This is a genomic window from Caproiciproducens sp. NJN-50, assembly GCF_004103755.1.
Classification (GTDB): Bacteria; Bacillota; Clostridia; order Oscillospirales; family Acutalibacteraceae; genus Caproicibacter.
The window spans coordinates 1,754,030-1,774,968 of record NZ_CP035283.1 but is presented as its reverse complement, the minus strand read 5'-3'; the positions used below and the strand labels follow the sequence as shown (position 1 = coordinate 1,774,968).

21 protein-coding genes are annotated in these 20,939 nt (G+C 54.1%); 7 read left to right on the top strand and 14 right to left on the bottom strand.

Annotation, left to right across the window (positions count from 1 at the left end):
- Positions 1-34: 34 nt before the first annotated feature.
- The 8 genes from EQM14_RS08510 to EQM14_RS08480 form a co-directional block, all read right to left on the bottom strand.
- Positions 35-445, bottom strand: coding sequence for an RrF2 family transcriptional regulator (locus EQM14_RS08510; RefSeq protein WP_128742549.1), 411 nt, complete (start codon positions 443-445; stop codon positions 35-37).
- A 256-nt stretch (positions 446-701) separates the two neighbouring features.
- A complete protein-coding gene (locus EQM14_RS08505; protein ID WP_243112476.1) occupies positions 702-1,088 on the bottom strand; it encodes a hypothetical protein in 387 nt (128 codons plus the stop codon).
- Complete coding sequence (locus tag EQM14_RS16655; RefSeq protein ID WP_243112475.1) at positions 1,085-1,240, bottom strand: hypothetical protein; 156 nt, start codon at positions 1,238-1,240, stop codon at positions 1,085-1,087. The genes EQM14_RS08505 and EQM14_RS16655 overlap by 4 nt, the downstream gene beginning before the upstream one ends.
- 67 nt (positions 1,241-1,307) lie before the next feature.
- Positions 1,308-1,940 carry a uracil phosphoribosyltransferase gene (gene upp, locus EQM14_RS08500; RefSeq protein WP_128742548.1) on the bottom strand — a complete coding sequence of 211 codons (633 nt, stop codon included), beginning with the start codon at positions 1,938-1,940 and terminating at the stop codon, positions 1,308-1,310.
- 25 nt (positions 1,941-1,965) lie between these two features.
- The gene (gene rpiB / locus EQM14_RS08495) at positions 1,966-2,409 is read right to left on the bottom strand and encodes a ribose 5-phosphate isomerase B (protein WP_128742547.1); all 444 of its coding nucleotides are present in this window, start codon (positions 2,407-2,409) and stop codon (positions 1,966-1,968) included.
- On the bottom strand, positions 2,406-3,116 hold the full coding sequence (gene tsaB, locus EQM14_RS08490; RefSeq protein ID WP_128742546.1) for a tRNA (adenosine(37)-N6)-threonylcarbamoyltransferase complex dimerization subunit type 1 TsaB: 711 nt from the start codon (positions 3,114-3,116) through the stop codon (positions 2,406-2,408). The genes rpiB and tsaB overlap by 4 nt, the downstream gene beginning before the upstream one ends.
- Positions 3,097-3,537 carry a tRNA (adenosine(37)-N6)-threonylcarbamoyltransferase complex ATPase subunit type 1 TsaE gene (tsaE, locus tag EQM14_RS08485; RefSeq protein ID WP_128742545.1) on the bottom strand — a complete coding sequence of 147 codons (441 nt, stop codon included), beginning with the start codon at positions 3,535-3,537 and terminating at the stop codon, positions 3,097-3,099. Before tsaE ends, tsaB begins: the two co-directional genes overlap by 20 nt.
- Positions 3,538-3,559: 22 nt before the next feature.
- Positions 3,560-5,227 (bottom strand): formate--tetrahydrofolate ligase, encoded by a 1,668-nt coding sequence (locus tag EQM14_RS08480; protein ID WP_128742544.1) that lies wholly within the window; start codon positions 5,225-5,227, stop codon positions 3,560-3,562.
- Positions 5,228-5,389: 162 nt separating this feature from the next.
- Here EQM14_RS08480 and EQM14_RS08475 point away from each other — a divergent pair, with 162 nt between their 5' ends.
- Positions 5,390-6,562 (top strand): FtsW/RodA/SpoVE family cell cycle protein, encoded by a 1,173-nt coding sequence (locus EQM14_RS08475; protein ID WP_128742543.1) that lies wholly within the window; start codon positions 5,390-5,392, stop codon positions 6,560-6,562.
- Positions 6,563-6,623: 61 nt separating this feature from the next.
- On the opposite strand, the gene EQM14_RS08470 is transcribed toward EQM14_RS08475, so the two are convergent.
- The 4 genes from EQM14_RS08470 to EQM14_RS08455 form a co-directional block, all read right to left on the bottom strand.
- Complete coding sequence (locus tag EQM14_RS08470; protein WP_128742542.1) at positions 6,624-6,821, bottom strand: DUF3006 domain-containing protein; 198 nt, start codon at positions 6,819-6,821, stop codon at positions 6,624-6,626.
- A gap of 39 nt (positions 6,822-6,860) precedes the next feature.
- Positions 6,861-7,796 carry a ComEC/Rec2 family competence protein gene (locus EQM14_RS08465; RefSeq protein WP_128742541.1) on the bottom strand — a complete coding sequence of 312 codons (936 nt, stop codon included), beginning with the start codon at positions 7,794-7,796 and terminating at the stop codon, positions 6,861-6,863.
- Positions 7,793-10,267, bottom strand: a complete 2,475-nt coding sequence (locus tag EQM14_RS08460) for an FtsK/SpoIIIE family DNA translocase (RefSeq protein WP_243112474.1) — start codon at positions 10,265-10,267, stop codon at positions 7,793-7,795. The genes EQM14_RS08465 and EQM14_RS08460 overlap by 4 nt, the downstream gene beginning before the upstream one ends.
- 161 nt (positions 10,268-10,428) lie before the next feature.
- The gene (locus EQM14_RS08455) at positions 10,429-11,163 is read right to left on the bottom strand and encodes a ClpP family protease (RefSeq protein ID WP_128742540.1); all 735 of its coding nucleotides are present in this window, start codon (positions 11,161-11,163) and stop codon (positions 10,429-10,431) included.
- A 253-nt stretch (positions 11,164-11,416) separates the two neighbouring features.
- Here EQM14_RS08455 and EQM14_RS08450 point away from each other — a divergent pair, with 253 nt between their 5' ends.
- From EQM14_RS08450 to EQM14_RS08425, 6 genes are all read left to right on the top strand, one after another.
- Entirely contained in the window at positions 11,417-13,357 is a 1,941-nt protein-coding gene (locus EQM14_RS08450; protein ID WP_128742539.1) for an aconitate hydratase, read from the top strand.
- Positions 13,358-13,361: 4 nt separating this feature from the next.
- Positions 13,362-14,099, top strand: coding sequence for a TraX family protein (locus tag EQM14_RS08445; protein WP_128742538.1), 738 nt, complete (start codon positions 13,362-13,364; stop codon positions 14,097-14,099).
- A gap of 10 nt (positions 14,100-14,109) precedes the next feature.
- A complete protein-coding gene (locus EQM14_RS08440; protein WP_128742537.1) occupies positions 14,110-15,318 on the top strand; it encodes an NADP-dependent isocitrate dehydrogenase in 1,209 nt (402 codons plus the stop codon).
- Positions 15,319-15,360: 42 nt separating this feature from the next.
- Complete coding sequence (locus EQM14_RS08435) at positions 15,361-16,002, top strand: redox-sensing transcriptional repressor Rex (RefSeq protein ID WP_128742536.1); 642 nt, start codon at positions 15,361-15,363, stop codon at positions 16,000-16,002.
- 73 nt (positions 16,003-16,075) lie between these two features.
- Complete coding sequence (locus EQM14_RS08430) at positions 16,076-16,633, top strand: LemA family protein (RefSeq protein WP_128742535.1); 558 nt, start codon at positions 16,076-16,078, stop codon at positions 16,631-16,633.
- 26 nt (positions 16,634-16,659) lie between these two features.
- A complete protein-coding gene (locus EQM14_RS08425) occupies positions 16,660-18,630 on the top strand; it encodes a DUF2207 domain-containing protein (protein ID WP_128742534.1) in 1,971 nt (656 codons plus the stop codon).
- A gap of 114 nt (positions 18,631-18,744) precedes the next feature.
- Here EQM14_RS08425 and EQM14_RS08420 read toward each other — a convergent pair whose 3' ends face one another.
- Both EQM14_RS08420 and EQM14_RS08415 read right to left on the bottom strand, forming a co-directional pair.
- The gene (locus tag EQM14_RS08420; RefSeq protein ID WP_128742533.1) at positions 18,745-19,668 is read right to left on the bottom strand and encodes a hypothetical protein; all 924 of its coding nucleotides are present in this window, start codon (positions 19,666-19,668) and stop codon (positions 18,745-18,747) included.
- Entirely contained in the window at positions 19,659-20,879 is a 1,221-nt protein-coding gene (locus EQM14_RS08415; RefSeq protein WP_128742532.1) for a tRNA(Met) cytidine acetate ligase, read from the bottom strand. The genes EQM14_RS08420 and EQM14_RS08415 overlap by 10 nt, the downstream gene beginning before the upstream one ends.
- Positions 20,880-20,939 lie beyond the last annotated feature (60 nt).

Genomic DNA, 20,939 nt, shown 5'->3' with positions numbered 1-20,939 from the left:
AATGCCTGAAAAATTTCAGGCGATTTTAAATTGCTCAATCGCAGTCAGATAAGATTTCAGAAAGCAAAACCGCCTTTAATTCCTGATCCAGCCTGTCCTGCAGCCGCTGCAGATGCTGATGAACCTTGCACGGCTTGCCGTATTTTTGACGCCACGCGCAGGGAAATCCGGGCTGGGTGCAGGCGCTGACGGATTTGTCGGAATCCGTAATCTCCATCAGATCGTAGAGGCTTACTTTTCGGAGATCTCCTATCAGGCGGCATCCTCCGTCTTTTCCTCGGGTGACACTGACAAGCCCGCTCTTTTGCAGTTTTTTCAGAATCTTATACGCAAACTGCTGCGGAAGCAACTCTTTCTTGCAGATTTCGGCGGTCGTGATTTGCGTTTCGCCGGCGAGTGCGCGGAGAATTCGTATGGCATAGTCCGTTTCCCGTGTAATTAGCACATTGCTTCCTCCAAATTGTTTTATGATATTTATAATATATCATTCTGGATAAACTTTGTCAAGTATGATTCTGTAAAAATTTGCTAAAATTAAAAAAACACGAATGAGAAAGTCGTCGCCTCTCCTCCGGGTACGGAAAGAACGCCGTCGGAATTTCAATTCCAGCGGCGTTCTTTGCAGTGTTTTGTCATATGGGAGGAAGCGGAAAAAGAGGACGGCTTACCGTCCCGCATGCGCGAATCATGATAAGCGGCTCTTAAAAATCCACCGTGATCTCTTTTCCGCTTTCAGGAGGGGAATAGACGAAGCGGTCCATGTGCTTCCCGCTGAAAAAGTATTTCGGAGCGGAAGGCCGGTATGAAAAGTCGAATGTATCAATGATCGCCAGACTCACTTTCATACGGGCCGGGAGAATGCTTTTTATGTAAACGCTCGCTTGCTGGCCGGGGAAAACATCCTCCTTTATTTTCGCAAGCCCGGTGAGGTTTGCGCGTAAGCTCCACAAAAATTTCGGGGGCTCCACGGAACGAACGATCCCTGCGACCGTTTCCCCGGCGGAAAGCATGGCGGCATTTTCTTCCCAGTTCCCCAGAAGCTCCTTGTGGCTTAAAGTGATCCGATTGCTTTCCGCGGATTTGATCACCGCGCGGATATCCATTCCGGCCGTAAAACGATCGCGCGTCCCTCCAGAATCCGACCGTCCCGGCAGACGTCGTTGACCGCGGAGATACTTTGTGTTGCCGCGCGGTTCTCAGGCGTGTCGATCATCCAGCCTTCCGGATAGTACTCAAACATTTTTTACTCCTTGCCAAGCCGGCCGGCAAAGAATCTGTCCGGCTTTGAAAAGATGCGGTTTCTCCGCTCAGAGTGTACCGAAAATACGGTCTCCCGCGTCGCCCAGCCCGGGAACGATGTAACCGTGTTCATTCAGATGGTCGTCTACCGCGGCGCAGTAAAGCTGAACGTCTGGATGGGACTTTGTCAGGGCTTTGATTCCCTCCGGCGCGGCAATGATGCACATGAACTTGATGCTTTTCGGATTGCTGCGTTTGATAATGGAAATCGCATCGACGGAGGAACCTCCGGTCGCAAGCATCGGGTCCAGAACAATCACGTCGCGCTGGTCTATGTCGCAGGGGAGCTTGCTGTAATATTCGACGGGCTTCAGCGTTTTGGGGTCGCGGTACAGCCCGATATGGCCGACCTTTGCCGCCGGAACCAGCTGAAGCACACCGTCCACCATTCCCAGACCGGCGCGCAGAATCGGGACAAAAGCCAGTTTTCGGCCTTCGATCACTTTGGTTTTGGCGGTGGCGACCGGGGTTTCCACGGTTGTTTCCTCCAGTGGGAGATCGCGTGTCGCCTCATAGCAGAGGAGCATCGCGATTTCGCTGACCAGCTGGCGGAAATCCTTGGACCCTGTGTTTTTATCCCTCAGATAAGTCAGTTTGTGCTGAATCAGCGGATGGTCCATAATCAATACCTGTTTTTCCATTTTGACGTCCTCCATTTAAATTGCTTTAAAGCCTGCCCTGCTCGATGTCAGAGATTTCATCAACCCGGCGCTGATGGCGGCCGCCGTCGAACGAAGTGTTCAGAAACAGCTTTGCAAATTCGACCGCCTGATCTTCGCTGATGACCCTGCCGCCCAGACAGAGAATATTGGCGTTGTTGTGGTGGCGTGTGATTTCCGCGCAGTAGGCGTCGGTGCAGACGGCGGCGCGGATGCCTTTCACTTTATTGGCGGCGATGCTCATGCCGATTCCCGTGCCGCAGCACAGGATTCCCAGCTCGGCGCTGCCGTCCGCGATGAAATGGGCGACCTGAGCGGCGATCGGCGGATAGTCGACCGAGTTTTGATCGAATGTGCCGAAATCCCGGTATGCGATTTTTTCCGAGTCGAGATAGTGCCGGATGGCCTCTTTCAGAGTGAAGCCCCCGTGGTCAGCTCCCAATGCAATCATTCTTGTTTCCCTCCAAGTTGTTTTTTTAAGGAACGCTCGGCCTGTGCCGGGCGGAGATAGAACGGCATCAACGCAGCGGGGGAGACCGTCCGGTGTTCCCGAGCCGCTTGTTCGGCGGTTTTTGCCACCCCCCAGGCCCTCTGGTAAATCAGCGGTTCCGGCGGCAGGACGGCGCCGATTGTTTGAAAAGGCTCCGCTTTCGCGCAGAGCTTCGCTCCGTCGCCGGCAAGGTAAAGCGGTCCGTCCATGGTCCCGCATTCCTCCGCCAGGTCTTTGATCGAGATGGCCCGGTCGGGAGTCAGCCTCTCGAGGCGGCCCTGCCGGGCGCGGAAAAGAGCGTTGTAAACCTGCCCGCACCGGGCGTCCATGACGGCGCAGACCAGGCAGTCAATATGTTCCAGATTGTGGGCGATGGCCTCGAGCGTGGAAACTCCCGCGCAGGGTGTCTGAAACGGCATGGCCAGTCCTTTGATGCTTGCGATTCCGATCCGGATCCCGGTGAAAGAGCCGGGTCCGGACGAAACGGCAAACAGTCCGATGTCCGAAAGACGGACCTTGACGCGGCGCAGGACGCTTTCAATCATCGGCATCAGCGTTTCGCTGTGTGTCAGTCCCGTGTTTAAAAAATATTCGCCCAGGATCTTTCCATCTTCCGTCAAAGCGGCGGAGGCGGTTATTGCTGAAGAATCAATCGCCAGTATTTTCATCCCATATCCCCTCAACGGCAATCACGCGTTCGTTTTCCGTTTCGCCCCGGCTGAGATGAATCCGGATCGATTCGGGAGGAAGCGCGTTTTCAATGTTTTCGCTCCATTCCACCACAAGGACCGCGCCGGTATCCAGATCGTCAAAAAATCCGGTGGAGGCAAGGTCGTCCCAACTCGTGACGCGGTACATATCGAAATGATATACGGTCAGACGTCCCCGGTACTCGTGGACCAGGGCGAACGTCGGGCTGGAAACGCCCTCTGGGATTCCAAGTCCCCTGGCGATGCCGCGGGTCAGGGCGGTTTTTCCCATCCCCATGCCACCGAACAGCGCAAGGACTTCTCCGCCTTTCAAGGTAGCCGCGATCCGCTCCCCAAGCACCTCGGTTTCCTCCGGGGAGGAGGTCCTATATTCCCGCATCGAATCACCTTTCGTGGACGTCTTAAAACAGTCCGGAGATTTTGCCGCTCTCATCCACGTCGATCTGCTCCGCGGCTGGATGGGAGGGCAGGCCCGGCATCGTCAGGATATTGCCCGCGTACGCGACGACAAACCCGGCCCCGCTGTTCAGCTTTGCGTCGCGGATGGCGATTCGAAAGCCCTTTGGCCTGCCGAGCAGCTTCGGATCGTCCGAGAGGGAATACTGCGTCTTGGCAATGCAGACGGGCAATTGACTGCCGCCGAGCGATTCGATTTCCCCCAGCGAACGAAGAGCCTGCTGCGAATAGGTTACCCCGTCCGCGCCGTAAATCTCTCTTGCCACGGTTTCAATTTTTTCCGAGATCGGGGCGTCGTCGGCATAGAGAAGCCGGACGCCGGACTTCCGGTCCACGGCCTCACAGACCTTCCTTGCCAGTTCCGTTCCGCCCTCGCCGCCTTTTGAAAACACTTCGGAAAGGGCAAAGTCCGCTCCGTTTTCATGGCAGTATTGTTCGATCAGGGCAAGCTCTTCCTCAGAGTCGCTTTCAAAGCGGTTGATCGCCACCACGATAGGCACGCCGTATTTTTTCAGTCCGGCAATATGCGCGCCAAGATTTTCAATTCCCGCCCGCAGGGCGGTCGGGTTTTCCCTTCCGGTTTCCGCTTTTGGCACGCCGCCGTTGTATTTTAGGGCGCGCGCGGTCGCAACAAGGACCGCCGCGTCCGGCCTGAATCCGCCAAGACGGCAGTTGATGTCCATAAATTTTTCCGCGCCGAGGTCGGAACCGAAGCCGGCTTCCGTCACGCAGTAATCAGCCAGCTTCAGGGCATAGCGCGTCGCACGGACGGAGTTGCATCCGTGTGCGATATTCGCGAACGGTCCGCCGTGGATCAGCGCGGGAGTCCCTTCCAGCGTTTGCACCAGGTTCGGTTGAACGGCATCCTTCAGCAAAGCCGTCATGGCGCCTTCCGCTTTTAACTGATGCGCGTAAACCGGTTCGCCGTCCGTGCTGTAGGCGACCAGAATTCTTCCGAGCCTTTTCTTCAGATCGCTCAGGTCTTTGGTAAGACAGAAAATCGCCATGACCTCCGTCGCGACCGTAATGCAGAAGCCGTCTTCCCGCGGAACGCCGTTCTGTTTTCCCCCAAGCCCGCAGACAATGCCGCGAAGCTGGCGGTCGTTCATATCCATACAGCGTTGGATCAGAACTCTGCGCGGATCAATATTTAGCGCGTTTCCCTGCTGAATATGGTTATCCAGCATTGCGCAGAGAAGATTGTTGGCTGAGGTGATCGCGTGAAAATCCCCGGTAAAATGGAGGTTGATGTCCTCCATTGGGATCACCTGGGCGTATCCGCCTCCCGTGGCGCCGCCCTTGATTCCGAAAACCGGTCCGAGAGAAGGTTCCCGCAGGGCGATGACGGCCTTTTTTCCGATCCTTCTCAGTGCGTCGCCCAGGCCGATGGCGGTCGTCGTTTTTCCCTCGCCGGCCGGAGTGGGATTGATGGCAGTCACCAGAATCAGTTTTCCGTCTTTCCGGTTCGAGATTCTTCGGTACAGGGAATCGTTCAGCTTCGCCTTGAATCTTCCGTAGGGCTCCAGCTCTTCTTCCCGAATTCCGACGGCTTCCGCAATCTGCCGGATCGGTTTCGGCTGTACCCGCTGTGCAATTTCTATGTCCGTGAGCATTGGCATTTCTCCTCATACATCATGTATCTTGATCAAAATTATAACACAATTCGAGCGGATAGGAAATCCCTTGCGGTTATTATTCCGGATGCCTTGCAAGTTTGTGCCAGGTATCATATAATAAACTATCGTAAGATGTGGATGTTCTAAAGAGGAGAAACAATGCGTGTACTGAAATCTATCTCGAATTACATCAGACGGACGGACAAGCTTTACTGGCTTTATATGCTGCTGATTTCCTCCTACAGCCTGCTGCTGATGAGGACTGTTCCCAATCCCGAAGGAAGGACCATGGGGTATTTTACCACCATGCTGGTGGCGGTCGTCGGCGGTCTGATCGGAGCGGTGCTTTTTTCTTTGATCGATTACAGGGAAATCTGCAATTTCTGGTATGTGGTTGCCGGATTTTGTTTGTTTTTAATTATCTATACACAGATTTTCGGGTCCGCCGTCGTCAACAGCGGGGGCGTGAATGCCAAGGCGTGGATCTCCCTGCCGGGCGGCCTGACGTTCCAGCCGAGCGAGCTGGTCAAAATCGGATTTATCCTGACTTTTTCCAAGCACCTTTCCGCTTTGGAGGAGCGAGGGCTTCTCAAGTCTCCGCTCCATGTTGTCCTGCTTGCTCTTCACGCCATGATCCCTGTCGTTCTGGTCCACAACCAGGGGGACGACGGAGGCGCGGTCATCTTTTTCTGCATGTTCCTCGCCATGGCGTTCGGGGCGGGCATCCAGCTGCGGTATTTTGCGGCGCTGTTCGCCGCGATCGGGGTTGCGTTTCCGCTTGCGTGGAAATACGTCGTGAAGGATTACCAGAAGGAGCGGCTGCTGATCACTTACCGGCTGGATTCCGACCCGAACGCGGCTTTGCAGTACGCTTACCAGCAGATTCAAGGCCGTCTTTCCATCGGAAGCGGCGGGCTGTGGGGGCGCGGTTTGTTTCAGAGTCCGCGGGTCAACCACTCGGCGGTTCCGGTCCAGCAGAGCGATTTCATCTTTGCCGTCGCCGGGGAACAGCTTGGATTCATCGGCTGCGCGGCGATTCTGCTCCTGATTCTGATTTACCTTCTGCACACGCTGAGGGTTTCCCGCAAAACGACGGATCTTCTTGGCAGCAGCATTTGCATGGGCTTTTTCGGCATGATTGCGGCGCAGGCCGTTTTCAATCTGGGGATGTGTCTGGACCTTTTGCCCGTCATGGGTGTGACTCTGCCGTTTTTCAGCTACGGCGGTTCTTCCGCCGTCTGCCTTTATTTTGGATTCGGCCTGGTTTTGAATGTCTTTATGCACCGCGTCAATACGGATAAGGTTGTTTTGAAACGAAGGAATATTTCATAAGATATTTTAAAAATTCGAGAGCAGTTCCGAAGGATTTGGAGTCTGCGGAGCTGCTCTCGAATTATTTTTTCTTTTTTCTTCTGGCCATGGTGGCTTCCTGGTCGACCGTCAAAGTTCCCTCCACATCGTCCACCTGTAAAACGTCGCCGGCGGAGGCTCCTTTTGGCAGTTCGGAAATTTCTATGGCGTAAAACTTCTGGTTTTCATCCTCGCAGATCGCATAGATGCCTTCCATACGGCTGATGGTCATTGTTTTCATGAAAGCCACTCTCCTAATAATGAATCGGAATGATTTTCTTTATCCTTTTTCTGTCTTTACGGAAATTGTTTTTCCGTCGGTGAGAAAAATGACCGTTCCGCTGACGTCGGTCCGGTAAGTTTTGATTCCGGCGCGGTACAGCCGTTCCAGCACGTCCTGTCTCGGAAGCTTGTTCCGGTCGTACCCGACCGAAATCGCCGCGTATTCAGGCCGGACCGCGTTTAAAAATTCGGCGGTGGTCGATGTGCTGCTGCCGTGGTGCCCCACTTTCAGGATGTCGGCGGAAAGGTCCGCTCCCGCGTCGATCAGGCTCTGTTCTTCCTCCTTTTCCGCGTCGCCCATCAATAGGATTCGGACGTTGCGGTAGCGCAGAAGGAGCACAAGGGAACTGTTGTTGGTGCTGTCGCCGGGGACGACCGGACCCAGCACCCGGACGTCCATGCCGCCCAGCGGGAATTTATCCCCGGCTTTTGATATCTCTTCGGAAATTTTCTTTTGCCGCAGCGCCTCCATCGTACCGAGATAGGCGGAATCCTCCGGCAGAAGATCCGTTCTGACTTTCGTTGTCAGATAGTGTCCGACCGGAAAACGCTCCACAACATATTTTAGACCGCCGATATGATCTTCATCCGGATGCGTGTTGACAACATATTCCAATTTCGAGGTTTCGCGCTGCGCCAAGTACCTGACAACGCTTTTCCCATTTTCCGGCGTACCGCCGTCCACCAGCATCCTGTGTCCTTCGCATTCGATCAGAATGCTGTCCGCTTTTCCGACGTCCAGGACATGGACGGATACCGGCCAACTGTCGGCGCAGGAAGAGAAACTGCCGATCCCGAAAAGGGAAAGCACCTGATTCCAAATGGAGGAAGCCCCAAAGGGAAGCGCGGACGCGGCCAGGGCCCCGATCAGAAGAACTGCCGCCGCGGCGCGCCCGAGTCTGTGTTTGATGCGGAAAGGACGCATGGCGGTCATGAACCGGTTTCCTGTTCCGCGTCGGACTTCTGCATGTTCATCTCAAGCCATTGCTGGTAGGTAATCAGCACTTGGCGTGGTTTGGAGCCGTCCCGCGGACCGATGACGCCCATCTGCTCCATTTCGTCGATCAGCCGTCCGGCGCGCGCGTACCCCAGCCGCAGACGGCGCTGAAGCAGGGAAGTGGAGGCCTGTCCGGCTTCCACGATGCATTTGATGGCGTCCGGCATCATCGGGTCGCCGCTTTCCTCCGGTTCGCCGGAAGAAGAATCGCCTTTTTCTGCCGCCGCATTGCGCTCGATTTCCTCGGCGATGTTTTCATTATAATCCGCTTCCTGCGCCTTTTTCACGAATCCGGCGATGGATTCGATTTCGCTGTCGCTGACAAAGCACCCCTGAATCCGGATCGGTTTCTGAGAGCCGACGGGGGAGAAGAGCATGTCACCGCGCCCCAGGAGCTTTTCGGCGCCGCCCATATCCAGAATGGTGCGGGAATCCACCTGAGAGGAGACCGCGAAGGCGATGCGGCTGGGGATATTCGCCTTGATAATGCCCGTGATGACGTCCACCGACGGCCGCTGGGTGGCGATGACCAGATGCATCCCGGCGGCACGCGCCATTTGCGCTAGACGGCAGATGGAGTCTTCCACCTCGTTCGGCGCGGCCATCATCAGGTCGGCGAGCTCGTCGATGATGATCACGATCTGCGGCATGTGCTCCATCGGCTGGCCGTCGTCATCCTTGTAGCTGCGGTGGGCTGCGAGCGAATTGTAAGCGGACAGGTCGCGGACATTGTACGATGCGAAAATTTTGTACCGTTTCAGCATTTCGCTGACTGCCCAGCTCAGCGCTCCCGCGGCCTTGCGGGGATCGGTGACGACGGGGACCAAGAGGTGGGGAATGCCGTTGTAGACGCCGAGCTCCACAACCTTCGGGTCGATCATCAGAAAGCGGACGTCCTCCGGGGAGGATTTGTAGAGCAGGCTGATAATCATGGAGTTGATGCAGACCGATTTTCCGGAGCCCGTGGCGCCCGCAATCAGCAGGTGGGGCATTTTGGAAAGGTCGGCGACGGCGACGCCGCCCGCGATGTCGCGTCCGAGGGCGACGGTCAGACGGCTTTTCGCTGCGGTGAAGCTGTTGCTTTCAACCAGCTCCCGCATGCGCACAACAGTGTTTTTCTTATTTGGAACTTCAATCCCGACTGCCGCCTTGCCCGGAATAGGCGCTTCGATACGGATTCCCGCCGTGGCGAGATTCATGGAGAGATCGTCGGAGAGGTTGGTGATCTTGCTGATTTTCACCCCGCTGGCGGGCTGCAGCTCATAGCGGGTGACGGCGGGACCGCGGCTGTAGCCGACAAAGGAAGTCTGGACGCCGAAACTTTGCAGCGTGTCGACCAGCATGCGCCCGTTGGTCTGGATTTCGCTGATCGCTTCCTGTTCGCTCAGTTCATGCGTCGTTTCCAACATGGAAACGGGCGGAAAATGATATTCGCCGTCCTGCGGCGGATCGTTGGAAAAAGGAACAGGTTTTTCCGGGGCGCTTTTTTGCGCCGCGGGTGCTGATTCGGATTTGACGGGGGAATCAGGTTCTTTTTCCGCCTGGGGAGGCGCAGGAGGATCGGGCATTCCCGCCGAGGCCGGCGTTGAGGTCCGCGCTTCGCCGACAGAAAACAGTTTTTCCAGGTGTTCCAGCTTTTCATTTTTCTGAGCCGGCTTTTTTCCGGCAGAGCGGACCGGGTGAGGGGGAAGCTCCTCGCCGTCCAGCGCGATATCGATGTCAAGGTTTTCACGGTTGCGTTCGATCCTTTTTTCACGGGCGGAATCAAAACCGGTTTTTACCATTCCGGCTGGTTTTGCAACCGTCCGGAAAAGCTGGATCAGGCTTGTCCCCGTAAGAATCATGACGGCGACGAAAAGCAAAAGCAGAATGACGATTTTCGCTCCCAGCGGCCCGAGCGCGGCGACGATCGGGATTCCGAGAAGGCCGCTGAAGAATCCGGAGCCGGCGTGCTCCGTGCCCTCCGTATAAAGGTTCACAAGACTGGCCCAGAAAGAATGAAGGGTCACATTGCCGCTGACGGAAAAAATATAGGCCGAAGCGCAAAAGAGCGCGATGATCACGATCATCAGAATCAGCTTGCCGCCGGTGTGCGCCCCCTGGCGCTCCAGAGCGGTGATAATCGATATGTACAGGAGCAGGATCGGCCAAAGAATGGCCCAACTGCCGAACAGGCCGAGAAGAATATTGTGAAACCACCGCCATACGTGGTCGCCGCTGATCAGGACCAGGCAGAACATCAGAATGGAGCAGGCGAACAGGATCACGGCGCTGATCTGGTTTCGCTGTTTATTTGCCTGTGCGTTCCGCATTGCCGCGGAAGCGGCGTCTTTCGCGGAGGGTGCGGCACCTGACCGTGCCTTTTTTGCAGCTTTCCGGTTGTTCCGATTCAATTTTTTATTTGCCAAACGGCACACCTCTATCCGTTAAAGTTCAGTGTATTCGAGCTGTAAGACCGGCGGGATGCGGCTTTGTAACTGTGTTCCCGGCAAAAAGGATCAATCCGAAGCGGTGATTTCGCCTTCTCTATGTAGGGACGGCGGCAAGGCCGTCCAAAATACGGGATCGATTATTTCGATTTCACTGGTTTTTGCGGCACCGGAGCTTTCTTTTTGTTTTTCTTCTTTTTCTCGTCAATCATTTCATAAAGGCATTCGATCGCATCCGACAGGCTTCCGAGGGAATCGATCAGCCCTTCCCTGACTGCGTCCATTCCCTCCAGAACGGAGCCGATGTCCAGTACGAGCTCCTCCGTGTTCATCGAAAGCTCCGTAAGGCGCTCGGCTGAAATTTTGGAATGAGCGGTGATAAATTTCGTAATCCTTTTTTGCATCCGTTCAAAATAGTCCAGCGTCTGAGGAACACCAAGGGTCAGGCCGTTCATCCGCACGGGATGCAGCGTCATGGTTGCGCTTGGAACGATAAACGAATGCTTCGCCGCGACGGCGAGAGGGACCCCGATGGAATGCCCTCCGCCCAAAACGACGGACACGGTTGGTTTTTCCATTCCCGCAATCAGCTCCGCGATGGCAAGCCCGGCTTCCACGTCGCCGCCAACGGTGTTCAGCAGGATCAGCAGGCCTTCAATCTGCCTGTCTTCCTCAATCGCAACCAATTGGGGGATTACGTGCTCATATTTTGTCGTCTTATTCTGAGAGGGGAGAACGGTGTGCCCCTCGATTTGTCCGATGATGGTCATGCACTGGATCAGATGCTTGCCATCCCCCGTGATGATGGAACCGGAATCCACAATGCGGTCCATGGACTGGTTCGTTCTTTCCTCTTTATTTTCTTCTTCGCTCATAACGGCACCTCCAACAAGGCTTAGTTTGCCTGCGGAAGCGCATAACATACATGCCGGACGGCCGCGCCCGCCAATTCATTGATATTATAGCATTTGTTGCCATTTTCATCAACAAATTCAATTAAATTGAAAAAAAAATTCTCAATAAAACGTTAATTGATTGACAAGCATCGATTTTTATTACATAATGGTTTTGTTTATACGTTTGCAGGTTTTCAACGCGGACGATTCGAAATGAAGAGAGGACTCCGATATGGGTTTGACACTGTCCCAGAAAATCATTAAAAAACACCTTGTCAGCGGATCAATGAACGTCGGCAGCGAAATCGGCCTCAAGATCGATCAGACTCTAACGCAGGATGCCACTGGTACGATGGCTTACATTGAATTTGAGGCCATGGGCATCCCCCGCGTGCGAACGGAGCGTTCCGTTGCCTATGTCGATCACAACACGCTGCAGACCGGGTTTGAAAATGCGGATGATCACCGTTTCATTCAGTCGGCCGCGAAAAAATATGGCATCTATTACTCGAGGCCGGGAAACGGAATTTGCCATCAGGTCCACCTGGAGCGGTTCGGCGTTCCGGGGAAAACCCTGATCGGTTCCGACAGCCATACCCCGACCGGGGGCGGCATCGGCATGCTTGCCATCGGTGCCGGCGGACTTGACGTTGCCGTTGCGATGGGCGGAGGCCCGTATTACATAACGATGCCGGAGATTCTGCGGGTGGTTCTGACAGGTTCCCTCTCTCCATGGGTCAGCGCCAAGGACGTCATCTTGGAGGTCCTTCGGCGTCTTTCCGTCAAAGGCGGAGTTGGGAAAATACTGGAATATGCCGGTGCGGGGGTCAAAACCCTGACTGTTCCGGAGCGCGCGACAATTACAAATATGGGTGCCGAACTCGGCGCCACGACTTCCATCTTCCCGTCCGATGAAGTCACCCGTGAATTTTTAAAGGCGCAGGGCAGGGAGAGCGGCTGGACGGAACTTGCCCCGGATCCGGATGCCGTTTACAACGAGACGATTGAAATCGACCTTTCTTCCGTCGAGCCCCTGGCTGCGTGCCCTCACAGCCCGGATGCGGTCAGGCCGGTTCGGGAGATCGGACCGATTGCGGTCGATCAGGTCTGCATCGGTTCCTGCACGAATTCCTCGCTGCGCGACATGATGCGCGTGGCCTCCATTTTAAAGGGGAAGACGATCAGCCCCGGCGTCAGCCTTGCCATCGCCCCCGGTTCCCGGCAGGTTTACAGCATGCTTGCCGAAAACGGCGCGCTCGCCGACCTGGCCGGTGCGGGGGCCAGAATTCTGGAATGTGCCTGCGGCCCCTGCATCGGCATGGGCCAGTCCCCGAATTCGGCGGGGATTTCCCTGCGGACTTTCAACCGGAATTTTCTCGGGCGTTCCGGAACGGCCGACGCCCAGATCTACTTGGTTGGGCCGGAAACTGCGGCCGCTTCCGCGCTGGCGGGCGTGCTGACGGACCCCAGAACGCTGGGAAAGGAACCGGAAGTTGAGCTTCCGGACCATTTTGAGATTAACGACAATATGATCATTCCGCCGGTTTCCGTAGAAGAGGCGAGGGACCTTTCCGTGCTCCGCGGGCCAAACATTAAAGGATTGCCGGTCGCGGAGCCGCTGCCGGAGTCTGTTTCCGCGAAAGCGATTCTGAAGGCGGGGGACAATATCACGACGGACCACATTATGCCGGCAGGTTCCAAAATATTGCCTTATCGGTCGAATATTCCTTATCTTTCTCAATTCTGCTTCGCCGTGTGTGATCAATCGTTCGCCGGGCGCTGCAAGGAAAACGGCGGTGGGATCATCATAGGCGGTTCCAATTACGGACAGGGATCCTCGCGCGAACACGCCGCGCTGGTCCCGCTGTACCTTGGGATCAGGGCCGTCATCGTAAAAAGCTTTGCCCGGATTCACTGCGCCAATCTGGTCAACGCCGGAATTCTTCCCCTGGTTTTTGAAAACGAAGCGGATTATGACGGAATCGACCAGATGGATGAATTGGAACTGAAAAATGTCCGGCAGGCAGTTCGCAATGGGGAATCTGTCACGGTCGCCGATCGGACGAAGGGGACTTCTTTCCGCGCGAAGCCCGTTCTCAGCGAACGTCAGCGCAGAATCGTCCTGGCGGGCGGGCTGCTGAACGACACAAGGGAGCGGAGCGAAAGGGTGTAAAGGTTTGGAGCAGCCGGCGCGGGGACTGACGGCAAACGCTGTGAAATGGATTGCGATTGCCGCCATGCTGATCGATCATATCGCATGGGGGTTTGTGCCGACGTATTCCGCGCTGGGGCAGCTGATGCACATCGTGGGCAGGATTACGGCGCCGACCATGTGCTTCTTCCTCGCGGAAGGATATGCGCACACGCACAGCTTTCGAAAATACGCGTTTCGCCTCGATGCCTTTGCCCTGATTTCACAGGTTCCGTTCACATTGTTTGAAACGGGAAAGCTGCAATTTATCGTGGGCGGGAATTCTTCGGAAACCCTCAATGTGATCTATACGCTGTTTTTAAGCCTTCTGGCCATTCGGGCCTGTGACAGGATAAACAGCAGGAAACTCAGATTCCTGGCGGTTTTCGGGTTGTGCCTTCTCTCGCTTCCCGGAGATTGGATGTTCTTCGACATCCTTTTTGCACTGAGCTTTTGGCAGAACAGGGGAGAATTGTCCCGGCAGATCCAGTCGTTTTCCATTCTGGCCGTGAGTATGGTTTTGGCAGAGACCTTTTTGTCGGTTTCTGAAGGTTACCCGATTTACAGCCAGCTATTTCAATTTGGAGTGCTGCTGTGTCTCCCGGTCCTTATTCTTTACAACGGGCGGCGTGGCGGCGGACGGACGTCCAAATGGACATTTTACATTTTTTATCCGGCGCATTTGCTGGCGCTGGGATTGCTCAAGATTTATCTAGCAGTATAGGAGGTTCTTTATGGCGGAAAAAATAAAGATGCGGACCCCGCTCGTAGAGATGGACGGGGACGAGATGACACGTATTATCTGGAAACAGATCAAAGATATTCTTCTCACTCCGTATGTTGATCTGAAAACCGAGTATTATGATCTGGGCCTGAAGCACCGCGATGAAACGGAGGACCGCGTTACGGAGGAAGCGGCGCGGGCGATCGAAAAATACGGCGTCGGCGTCAAATGTGCCACGATCACGCCCAATGCGGACCGTGTGAAGGAATATCAGCTCAAGAAGATGTGGAGATCGCCAAACGGCACGATCCGCTCCATACTGGACGGAACGGTTTTTCGCAAGCCGATTCTGGTCAGGGGAATTACCCCGTTGGTGCCGTCTTGGAAAAAGCCGATTACGGTCGCCAGACACGCGTACGGCGATGTGTATAAAAATGTTGAAATGACCGCTCCGGCGGGCTCCAAAGCCGAACTGGTCGTTACGGATGCTTCCGGGAAGGAAAGCCGGACGACAATTCATGATTTTCAGTCCGCCGGAGTTGTACAGGGCGTTCACAACCTGGATCAGAGTATTGCCGATTTTGCCCACTCTTGCTTTCAGTATGCACTGGAGGCGAAGGAGGATCTCTGGTTTTCTACAAAGGACACGATTTCCAAAACCTACGATCACAGATTTAAAGATATTTTTCAGAAAATATTTGAAGAAGAATACGAAGAAAAATTTAAACGCGCGGGAATTACTTATTTCTATACGCTGATTGACGACGCCGTCGCGCGCGTCGTCCGTTCGGACGGCGGTTTTATCTGGGCCTGCAAAAATTATGACGGCGACGTCATGAGCGACCTGATCGCCACGGCGTTTGGAAGCCTTGCCATGATGACCAGCGTGCTGGTTTCCCCGAAGGGCATCTATGAATATGAAGCGGCGCACGGAACGGTACAGCGCCACTATTACCGCTATCTGAAAGGGGAAAAAACTTCGACGAATCCGATTGCGACCCTGTGCGCCTGGACCGGCGCCTTGAAAAAGAGGGGCGAGCTCGACGGAACGCCGGAGCTTTCCGGTTTTGCGGATCAACTGGAGGCGGCGTTGCTTCGGACTGTCGAGAGCGGAATCATGACGGGGGACCTCGCGGGTATTTCGACGCTGCAAAGCAAAGAAACAGTCGATACGGAAACTTTTTTGTACGCCGTACGTTCGCGAATGAATCAGTCGTAATAAATTTCATGTTTCACATGATGAGGAATGGAGGAATGCGTCATGCCAAGACGTGAAAATGTTTCAATGTCTGTTATCAGGAGGCTGCCCCGATATTACCGTTTCCTGAGCCATTTGAAGGACAAAGGGGTGACAAGAATTTCTTCGACGGAGCTTTCCGCCAAGCTGGGGCTTACCGCTTCCCAGATCCGCCAGGATCTGAACTGCTTCGGCGGATTCGGCCAGCAGGGATATGGGTATATTGTCAGCCAGCTTTGCGATGAAATCGCCAATATTCTCAGCCTTGCCAGCCAATACCCTACGGTGCTGTTTGGGGCCGGCAACCTCGGCCGCGCGATCGGGACCCATATGTCTTTTGAAATGGAAGGCTTTCATTTGATCGGCATCTTTGACAGCTCCCCTGACCGGATCGGGATGGAACTGGCCAATCTCAAGGTGAAGGACGTTTCAGAGATGGAGGAATTCTGCAAAAAGGAAAAACCCGTAATGGCTATTTTCTGTCTTCCCCCAAGCGCGGCGGCGGAACTGGCTGAAAAACTCTACAGTTTGGGAATCCGAAATTTTTGGAATTTCAGCCATTATGATATTTCCATGCAATATCCGGATGCCATCGTCGAGAACGTGCATTTGAATGACAGCCTGATGACATTGTGTTACCGCATTTCCAATAAGACTTTAAAATAATTTTACACTTTTCACCGATCAATATCATATATTTCTGATATCATGGAGAAAATGTGGATAAAGGGGGGATTTAATGGGTTGGATTCCGCTGGCAGTACTTTTGGGGATTTTGCTGATTTTGATTATCTGGTGCGTTTCCGCGTATAACAAATTAGTATCGTTTTCCGTCCGCGTCGACAATGGATGGGCTCAGATCGATGTGCAGCTGAAAAAAAGAGTCGATTTGATTCCGAATTTGGTAGAGACCGTGAAGGGCTATGCCGCTCACGAAAAGTCAACTCTGTCAGAGGTGACGAAATGGCGCAGCGCGGCAATGAATTCCAAAACCCCGGAAGAGGCAATGGAAAATAATGCGAAGCTATCAAAGGCTATTTTCAATCTTTTCGCCACCGCTGAACAATATCCCGAATTGAAGGCAAATCAGAACTTTCTGGACCTGCAGGGACAGCTGCGTGAGATTGAAGGAAAAATCGCGATGTCCCGTCAGTTCTATAACGATACTGCCATGAAATACAATGAATATGTCATGCATTTTCCATCGAATCTGATCGCGTCGGTTTTTCACTTTGAACGAAAGAAATATTTTGAAGTCGAAGAAGCGGACCGGTCTGTGCCGCAGGTAAAGTTTTGAGATTAAATAAATGGAATGTCCCGCGTATGGTTTCAAAAGCTAGATTTGGCAGACTGATTCTTTTCACGGCGATGCTTTTCAGCATGATCCCGCTTTCCGGCTGTTCGGACTATGGCCAACATTCCAAGCAGGTTCTGGATCAGCTGAACATCTCCGCCGTTCTGATGGAAAACGGCGATATGACGGTTTCGGAGACCTGGAAAGTCGATCTGAAAGACCGGAACAGGCCTTACCGCAATTTGTACCGTAGTTTTCCGATGGACGCCGAAAAAGCGGACGACATCACGGATTTGACTGTCTACGACGAAGACCGCAGGATTTCCTATTCGTTCGCGGGGGATGTGGACCCGGAAAGTGTTTCCGGAGACGAGATGCAGGATCGGTGTTATTTGCACCGGTCGGGGCAAGACGTTGAAATCGGCTGGTTCATGCCCGCGCTCAAAAGGGGCGTCCGGACCTTTACTTTTTCTTACAGGCTGAAAAATATCGTCAGTGTCTATGCAGACACGGCGGTTCTATACAACTATTTTCTGTCGAACAATTTCAGTATGCCCATCACGTCGCTCAGCGGTACCGTCCGCTTCCCGTCCGGCGGCTTGAAGGACAATGTGAATGCCTGGCTTCATACGGATGTGAGCAGCAATCTGTCGATCGATTCGGCCGATCAGATCGGATTTCGTGCTTCTTCCATCCCGGCCGGGCATTCCGTGGAAGTGCGCCTTTGCATGCCCCCGCAGCTCTTTCCGTCTTCCGGAAAGATTTCCTCCCAGTCCGTTTTATCCGGAATCCAGAAGGAAGAGCAGCAATGGGCTGACGAATATGCGCAGAAGCTCCACAGGGAATTCGTGCTTGGAATCCTTGATGCCGTCAGCGCGGTTCTTGTGATCATCCTGAGCTTGTATTTCTTTTTCAGGCTTCGCAAAAAAAACAGAAGGTACCCTGTTACCGTTCCGGAATACACCCGCGAAATACCTCCGGGAAACAGTCCGGGCGGCATCGCCAACCTATATTATTTTTATTCGGGTCTGCGTGAAAAAGAAAAAAACAGGATGTTTAGCGCCACTCTATTAAGCCTTGCACGGAAGGGCCTTGTCCGTTTTGAAAGCAGCGGGGACCGGCTGTCCGTGATCTTGACCGGGGACAGCGATGGAAAGGAACTGACGGAGAGTGAAAAGGTCTTTTTCGAGCTGATTTTCACAGTGGGCGAGGAATCGGAAAATTCTTTTACGATGAAAGAATTCGAAGAATACGCACAGCAGCATGGCTCATATGTCAGCAGCAAAATGGAGGATTTTCTGGCTGCGGCAAAGCGGGAAATTTCAAAGCGGGGGTATTATGAAGCAAGGCCGATTTTGTTTTCTACTTCCAAATGGGTTGGCGCCCTGCTTGTCTTTCTTGCGGCCGCCGTATTTCTGTCGACGAGCTTTTTGAATGCCCTGCTGGTCTATCTGCCGCTTTCCCTGTTAATTTCCGGCGCTCTGCTATGGGTCGGCGGGTCCGCGAAAATGAAGCTGAGCGAAAGGGGAGAGTATGAATACGGCGTGTGGCACGGCCTGAAAAAATATATGGTTGAGTTTTCCCGGATGAAAGAATACGGGGTGCCGCAGCTCGAACTCTGGGAGGAGTATTTGGTTTACGCGACCATGATGGGTGTTTCCGGCGAGGTCTGTAAACAATTGAGGATGGCGTATCCCCAGCTTGGGGAGGCCGCTTTTCGTGATCAGTATTTTACCGGCAGTTACCTGTATTTTATGTTCGGGCCAAGAATTTACTGGGGAGGGCTCGCGCCGGCGCGGGGCACCTTTGATTTTGGCGCCGCTCTGGGCAGTTCCTTTCAGCAGATTGGTTCGGCTGCCACAAGGCTTTCCAATCCGGCGATGAACGGCGGCGGAAAATTCGGCGGATTCGGCGGTTTCGGCGGCGGCGGCCTCGGAGGAGGAGGTTTCTCCGGTGGCGGCGGCGGCTTTGGCGGCGGCGGTGGCGGCGGTGTCCGATGAACAGGCACTCTGAAAAACAGATTAAAACTTTGGCTCGAAGACAAAAAATGCGTTTTGATGCGAGAAAAATCCGCATCAAAACGCATTTTGCTTCCAGATTTCCGCGTCTCTACGCTAAGTTAGTATTTCATCTGTCCATTTCCCGATCTCGTCTTCTCCGGAAAAAGCGGGGACCATGCCGCTTCGGCAGAGTAACAGATTCTCAACGTGTTTGATGGTTTCGCCGGGATTTACCTCGTACAGGGGGCTTAAGGTGGAAAGCTCGACGAAGTCCGGGGTGAGACAAATTTCCCCGGAGCTTCCGGAGTCCGGATAGGCGGCCTGAGGATTCGCCACGAACCTCTTGACCAGTGTAAAACCGCTCCCCGCATAGGCGGTCCAGCCCGAAAAATTGTTGGTGCCGATTCTAAGAGGCTTTTCATTTCCGGGCTCATGCCGGACGGTGAGAAAGCGGTTTCCATAAAAGATTCTGCGGTCGTTAATGTCCGTATCCGGCCAAAGATTCAGGGTTTTGCTCGGCGGCCCGGATTGCGTCTGCTGATTTTGTGGAATCACGGCGACTCCGCCGCCTTCAAGAAGGGTGGCCGGAGACAGGCCGAGCAGCATTGTCTCTTTGGAGCAGTTTTTAGCTGCGTGAACAATCATGATATCCGAGGCGTCTTTTCCCATGATAATCTCGTAGGAGAGCTGGACTTCTTTTTTTTTCAGCTTTGGCGCTGTAAAAGTAACGCCTTCCGCCGGAGTGCCATAGACCACTGAAGAATTGTCAGGAAAATCGACCTGCGGTGATTGGCGTATCTGAAGGCGGTGCCCTCCGTACAGGTAGTAGATTGTATTTTTATCGGAAGCTGCCGAAGCCTCGTCTGCCGGACGCTGATACTTGCGTTTCAGGTCAGTATATAAAATGTTCTTTTCTCCAACGAATCCAAAACGTAAAATTCGGGGCCCGATTTCAATCGAGACAATGCAGTCGATGACGCCGTTGGTGATCCTGACGCAGCGGCCGAAATTTTCATATTCCTGTTCTGTCAATTCCATGAGCCGGGACCCCCTTTTCGATATGGAAGCGTAATGATTTTTTCAGTCCGGTCAAGGCCGCAGGGAGCGACCTTCGGAAGGCACAGTGCATATAAATCCGCGGCCCTGTTTTCAAGGTCCGCGATCTCCCTGGCCCGATCCCCAAGGGCATTCAGATCGGCGGGGCGGGAAACAATCGGCAGTTTTGCGGCGGCCTTGGCTTTTTGCAGAATCTCCGGCCCCCGTTCTCCGATGCCGAGGACGCGGATATAGGGAGGAAACCCGGAGGCGGATCCGGCTTTCAGACCCAGAAATGCGGAAAGGACGATGCGGCGGATCCTTGCGAGAGGGTAGCGTTTGGTTTTTGCAAGGAAATATAGATCCTCGAGACCTGCCGCTTGTCTGACCGCATTCAGAATCCTGTTTTCCAACCCCTCACTGATATCGGGCAGCAGCGCAAAATCATGCCGGGTCATGCGCCGAAGCTGGGCAAGAATGGCACGTTCTGCGCGGAACAGGCTTGCCGGTGCTCTTTCCAACCTGATCTCCTCCTGCAGAACGGAGAATGCCGCGGGCGGCATCAGTGCGGAACAGTCCCGCCCATTTTGCAGCATATTTCGGATCTGTCCGGAAGAAGCATAAGGCCCGCTTCCGGACTCGCCGCCGTGAGCGGAGCCGTAGCGTTGAACCGTTACGGGGGCGATGCCGGAACCGATCCGGCCGACTGCCTTTAAATATTCGATCCCAAGAATATTGTTAGGGTCGCGGAGCAGTTCTGCCGTTTTCATTCCGTACAGTTGTTCAACGGCCCGCTGCCGTGCCGCGGCGAAGGTTGACCCTTTCGCGAGAGATTGGCGCATGGCCTCCCGCAGCGACGGAGAGGAAAGCGCCAGGGACGCTTCTTTTAAACGTTCCACGCTTCCGCACTCGCTTCCGAATCCGATGAGGTCGACACCGATGGCGTCAAGCAACGAAACGCCGCCCAGCGCAAACCGCTCCGCACCGGAAACGGCCCAGGGGAGGGGAAGCTCCACCACAAGATCCGCGCCGCAAAGAAGCGCCTGGAGGGCTCTGGCAGGCTTGGAGAGGATTGCCGCATCTCCGCGCTGCACAAAATTGCCGCTCATGACGGCGACGATATGCGTCGCTCCGTATTCCCGGAGCCGGCGGATTAAATAGCTGTGCCCGAGATGGAATGGATTGTACTCACAGATAATTCCTGCTGATAACATTTTATAAGATATCCTTGAAATTATACCTTTCCTGTATTATGATATATTTATATTACACGA

Coding starts and splice junctions, on each gene's coding strand:
- EQM14_RS08475 (WP_128742543.1), top strand. CDS start 5,390: ATGCGTGTACTGAAATCTATCTCGAATTACATCAGACGGACGGACAAG.
- EQM14_RS08420 (WP_128742533.1), bottom strand. CDS start 19,668: ATGGAATTGACAGAACAGGAATATGAAAATTTCGGCCGCTGCGTCAGG.
- EQM14_RS08480 (WP_128742544.1), bottom strand. CDS start 5,227: ATGCTCACGGACATAGAAATTGCACAGCGGGTACAGCCGAAACCGATC.
- EQM14_RS08450 (WP_128742539.1), top strand. CDS start 11,417: ATGGGTTTGACACTGTCCCAGAAAATCATTAAAAAACACCTTGTCAGC.
- EQM14_RS08435 (WP_128742536.1), top strand. CDS start 15,361: ATGCCAAGACGTGAAAATGTTTCAATGTCTGTTATCAGGAGGCTGCCC.
- EQM14_RS16655 (WP_243112475.1), bottom strand. CDS start 1,240: ATGTTTGAGTACTATCCGGAAGGCTGGATGATCGACACGCCTGAGAAC.
- rpiB (WP_128742547.1), bottom strand. CDS start 2,409: ATGATTGCATTGGGAGCTGACCACGGGGGCTTCACTCTGAAAGAGGCC.
- tsaB (WP_128742546.1), bottom strand. CDS start 3,116: ATGAAAATACTGGCGATTGATTCTTCAGCAATAACCGCCTCCGCCGCT.
- EQM14_RS08470 (WP_128742542.1), bottom strand. CDS start 6,821: ATGAAAACAATGACCATCAGCCGTATGGAAGGCATCTATGCGATCTGC.
- EQM14_RS08440 (WP_128742537.1), top strand. CDS start 14,110: ATGGCGGAAAAAATAAAGATGCGGACCCCGCTCGTAGAGATGGACGGG.
- tsaE (WP_128742545.1), bottom strand. CDS start 3,537: ATGCGGGAATATAGGACCTCCTCCCCGGAGGAAACCGAGGTGCTTGGG.
- EQM14_RS08430 (WP_128742535.1), top strand. CDS start 16,076: ATGGGTTGGATTCCGCTGGCAGTACTTTTGGGGATTTTGCTGATTTTG.
- EQM14_RS08455 (WP_128742540.1), bottom strand. CDS start 11,163: ATGAGCGAAGAAGAAAATAAAGAGGAAAGAACGAACCAGTCCATGGAC.
- upp (WP_128742548.1), bottom strand. CDS start 1,940: ATGGAAAAACAGGTATTGATTATGGACCATCCGCTGATTCAGCACAAA.
- EQM14_RS08425 (WP_128742534.1), top strand. CDS start 16,660: ATGGTTTCAAAAGCTAGATTTGGCAGACTGATTCTTTTCACGGCGATG.
- EQM14_RS08465 (WP_128742541.1), bottom strand. CDS start 7,796: ATGACCGCCATGCGTCCTTTCCGCATCAAACACAGACTCGGGCGCGCC.
- EQM14_RS08415 (WP_128742532.1), bottom strand. CDS start 20,879: ATGTTATCAGCAGGAATTATCTGTGAGTACAATCCATTCCATCTCGGG.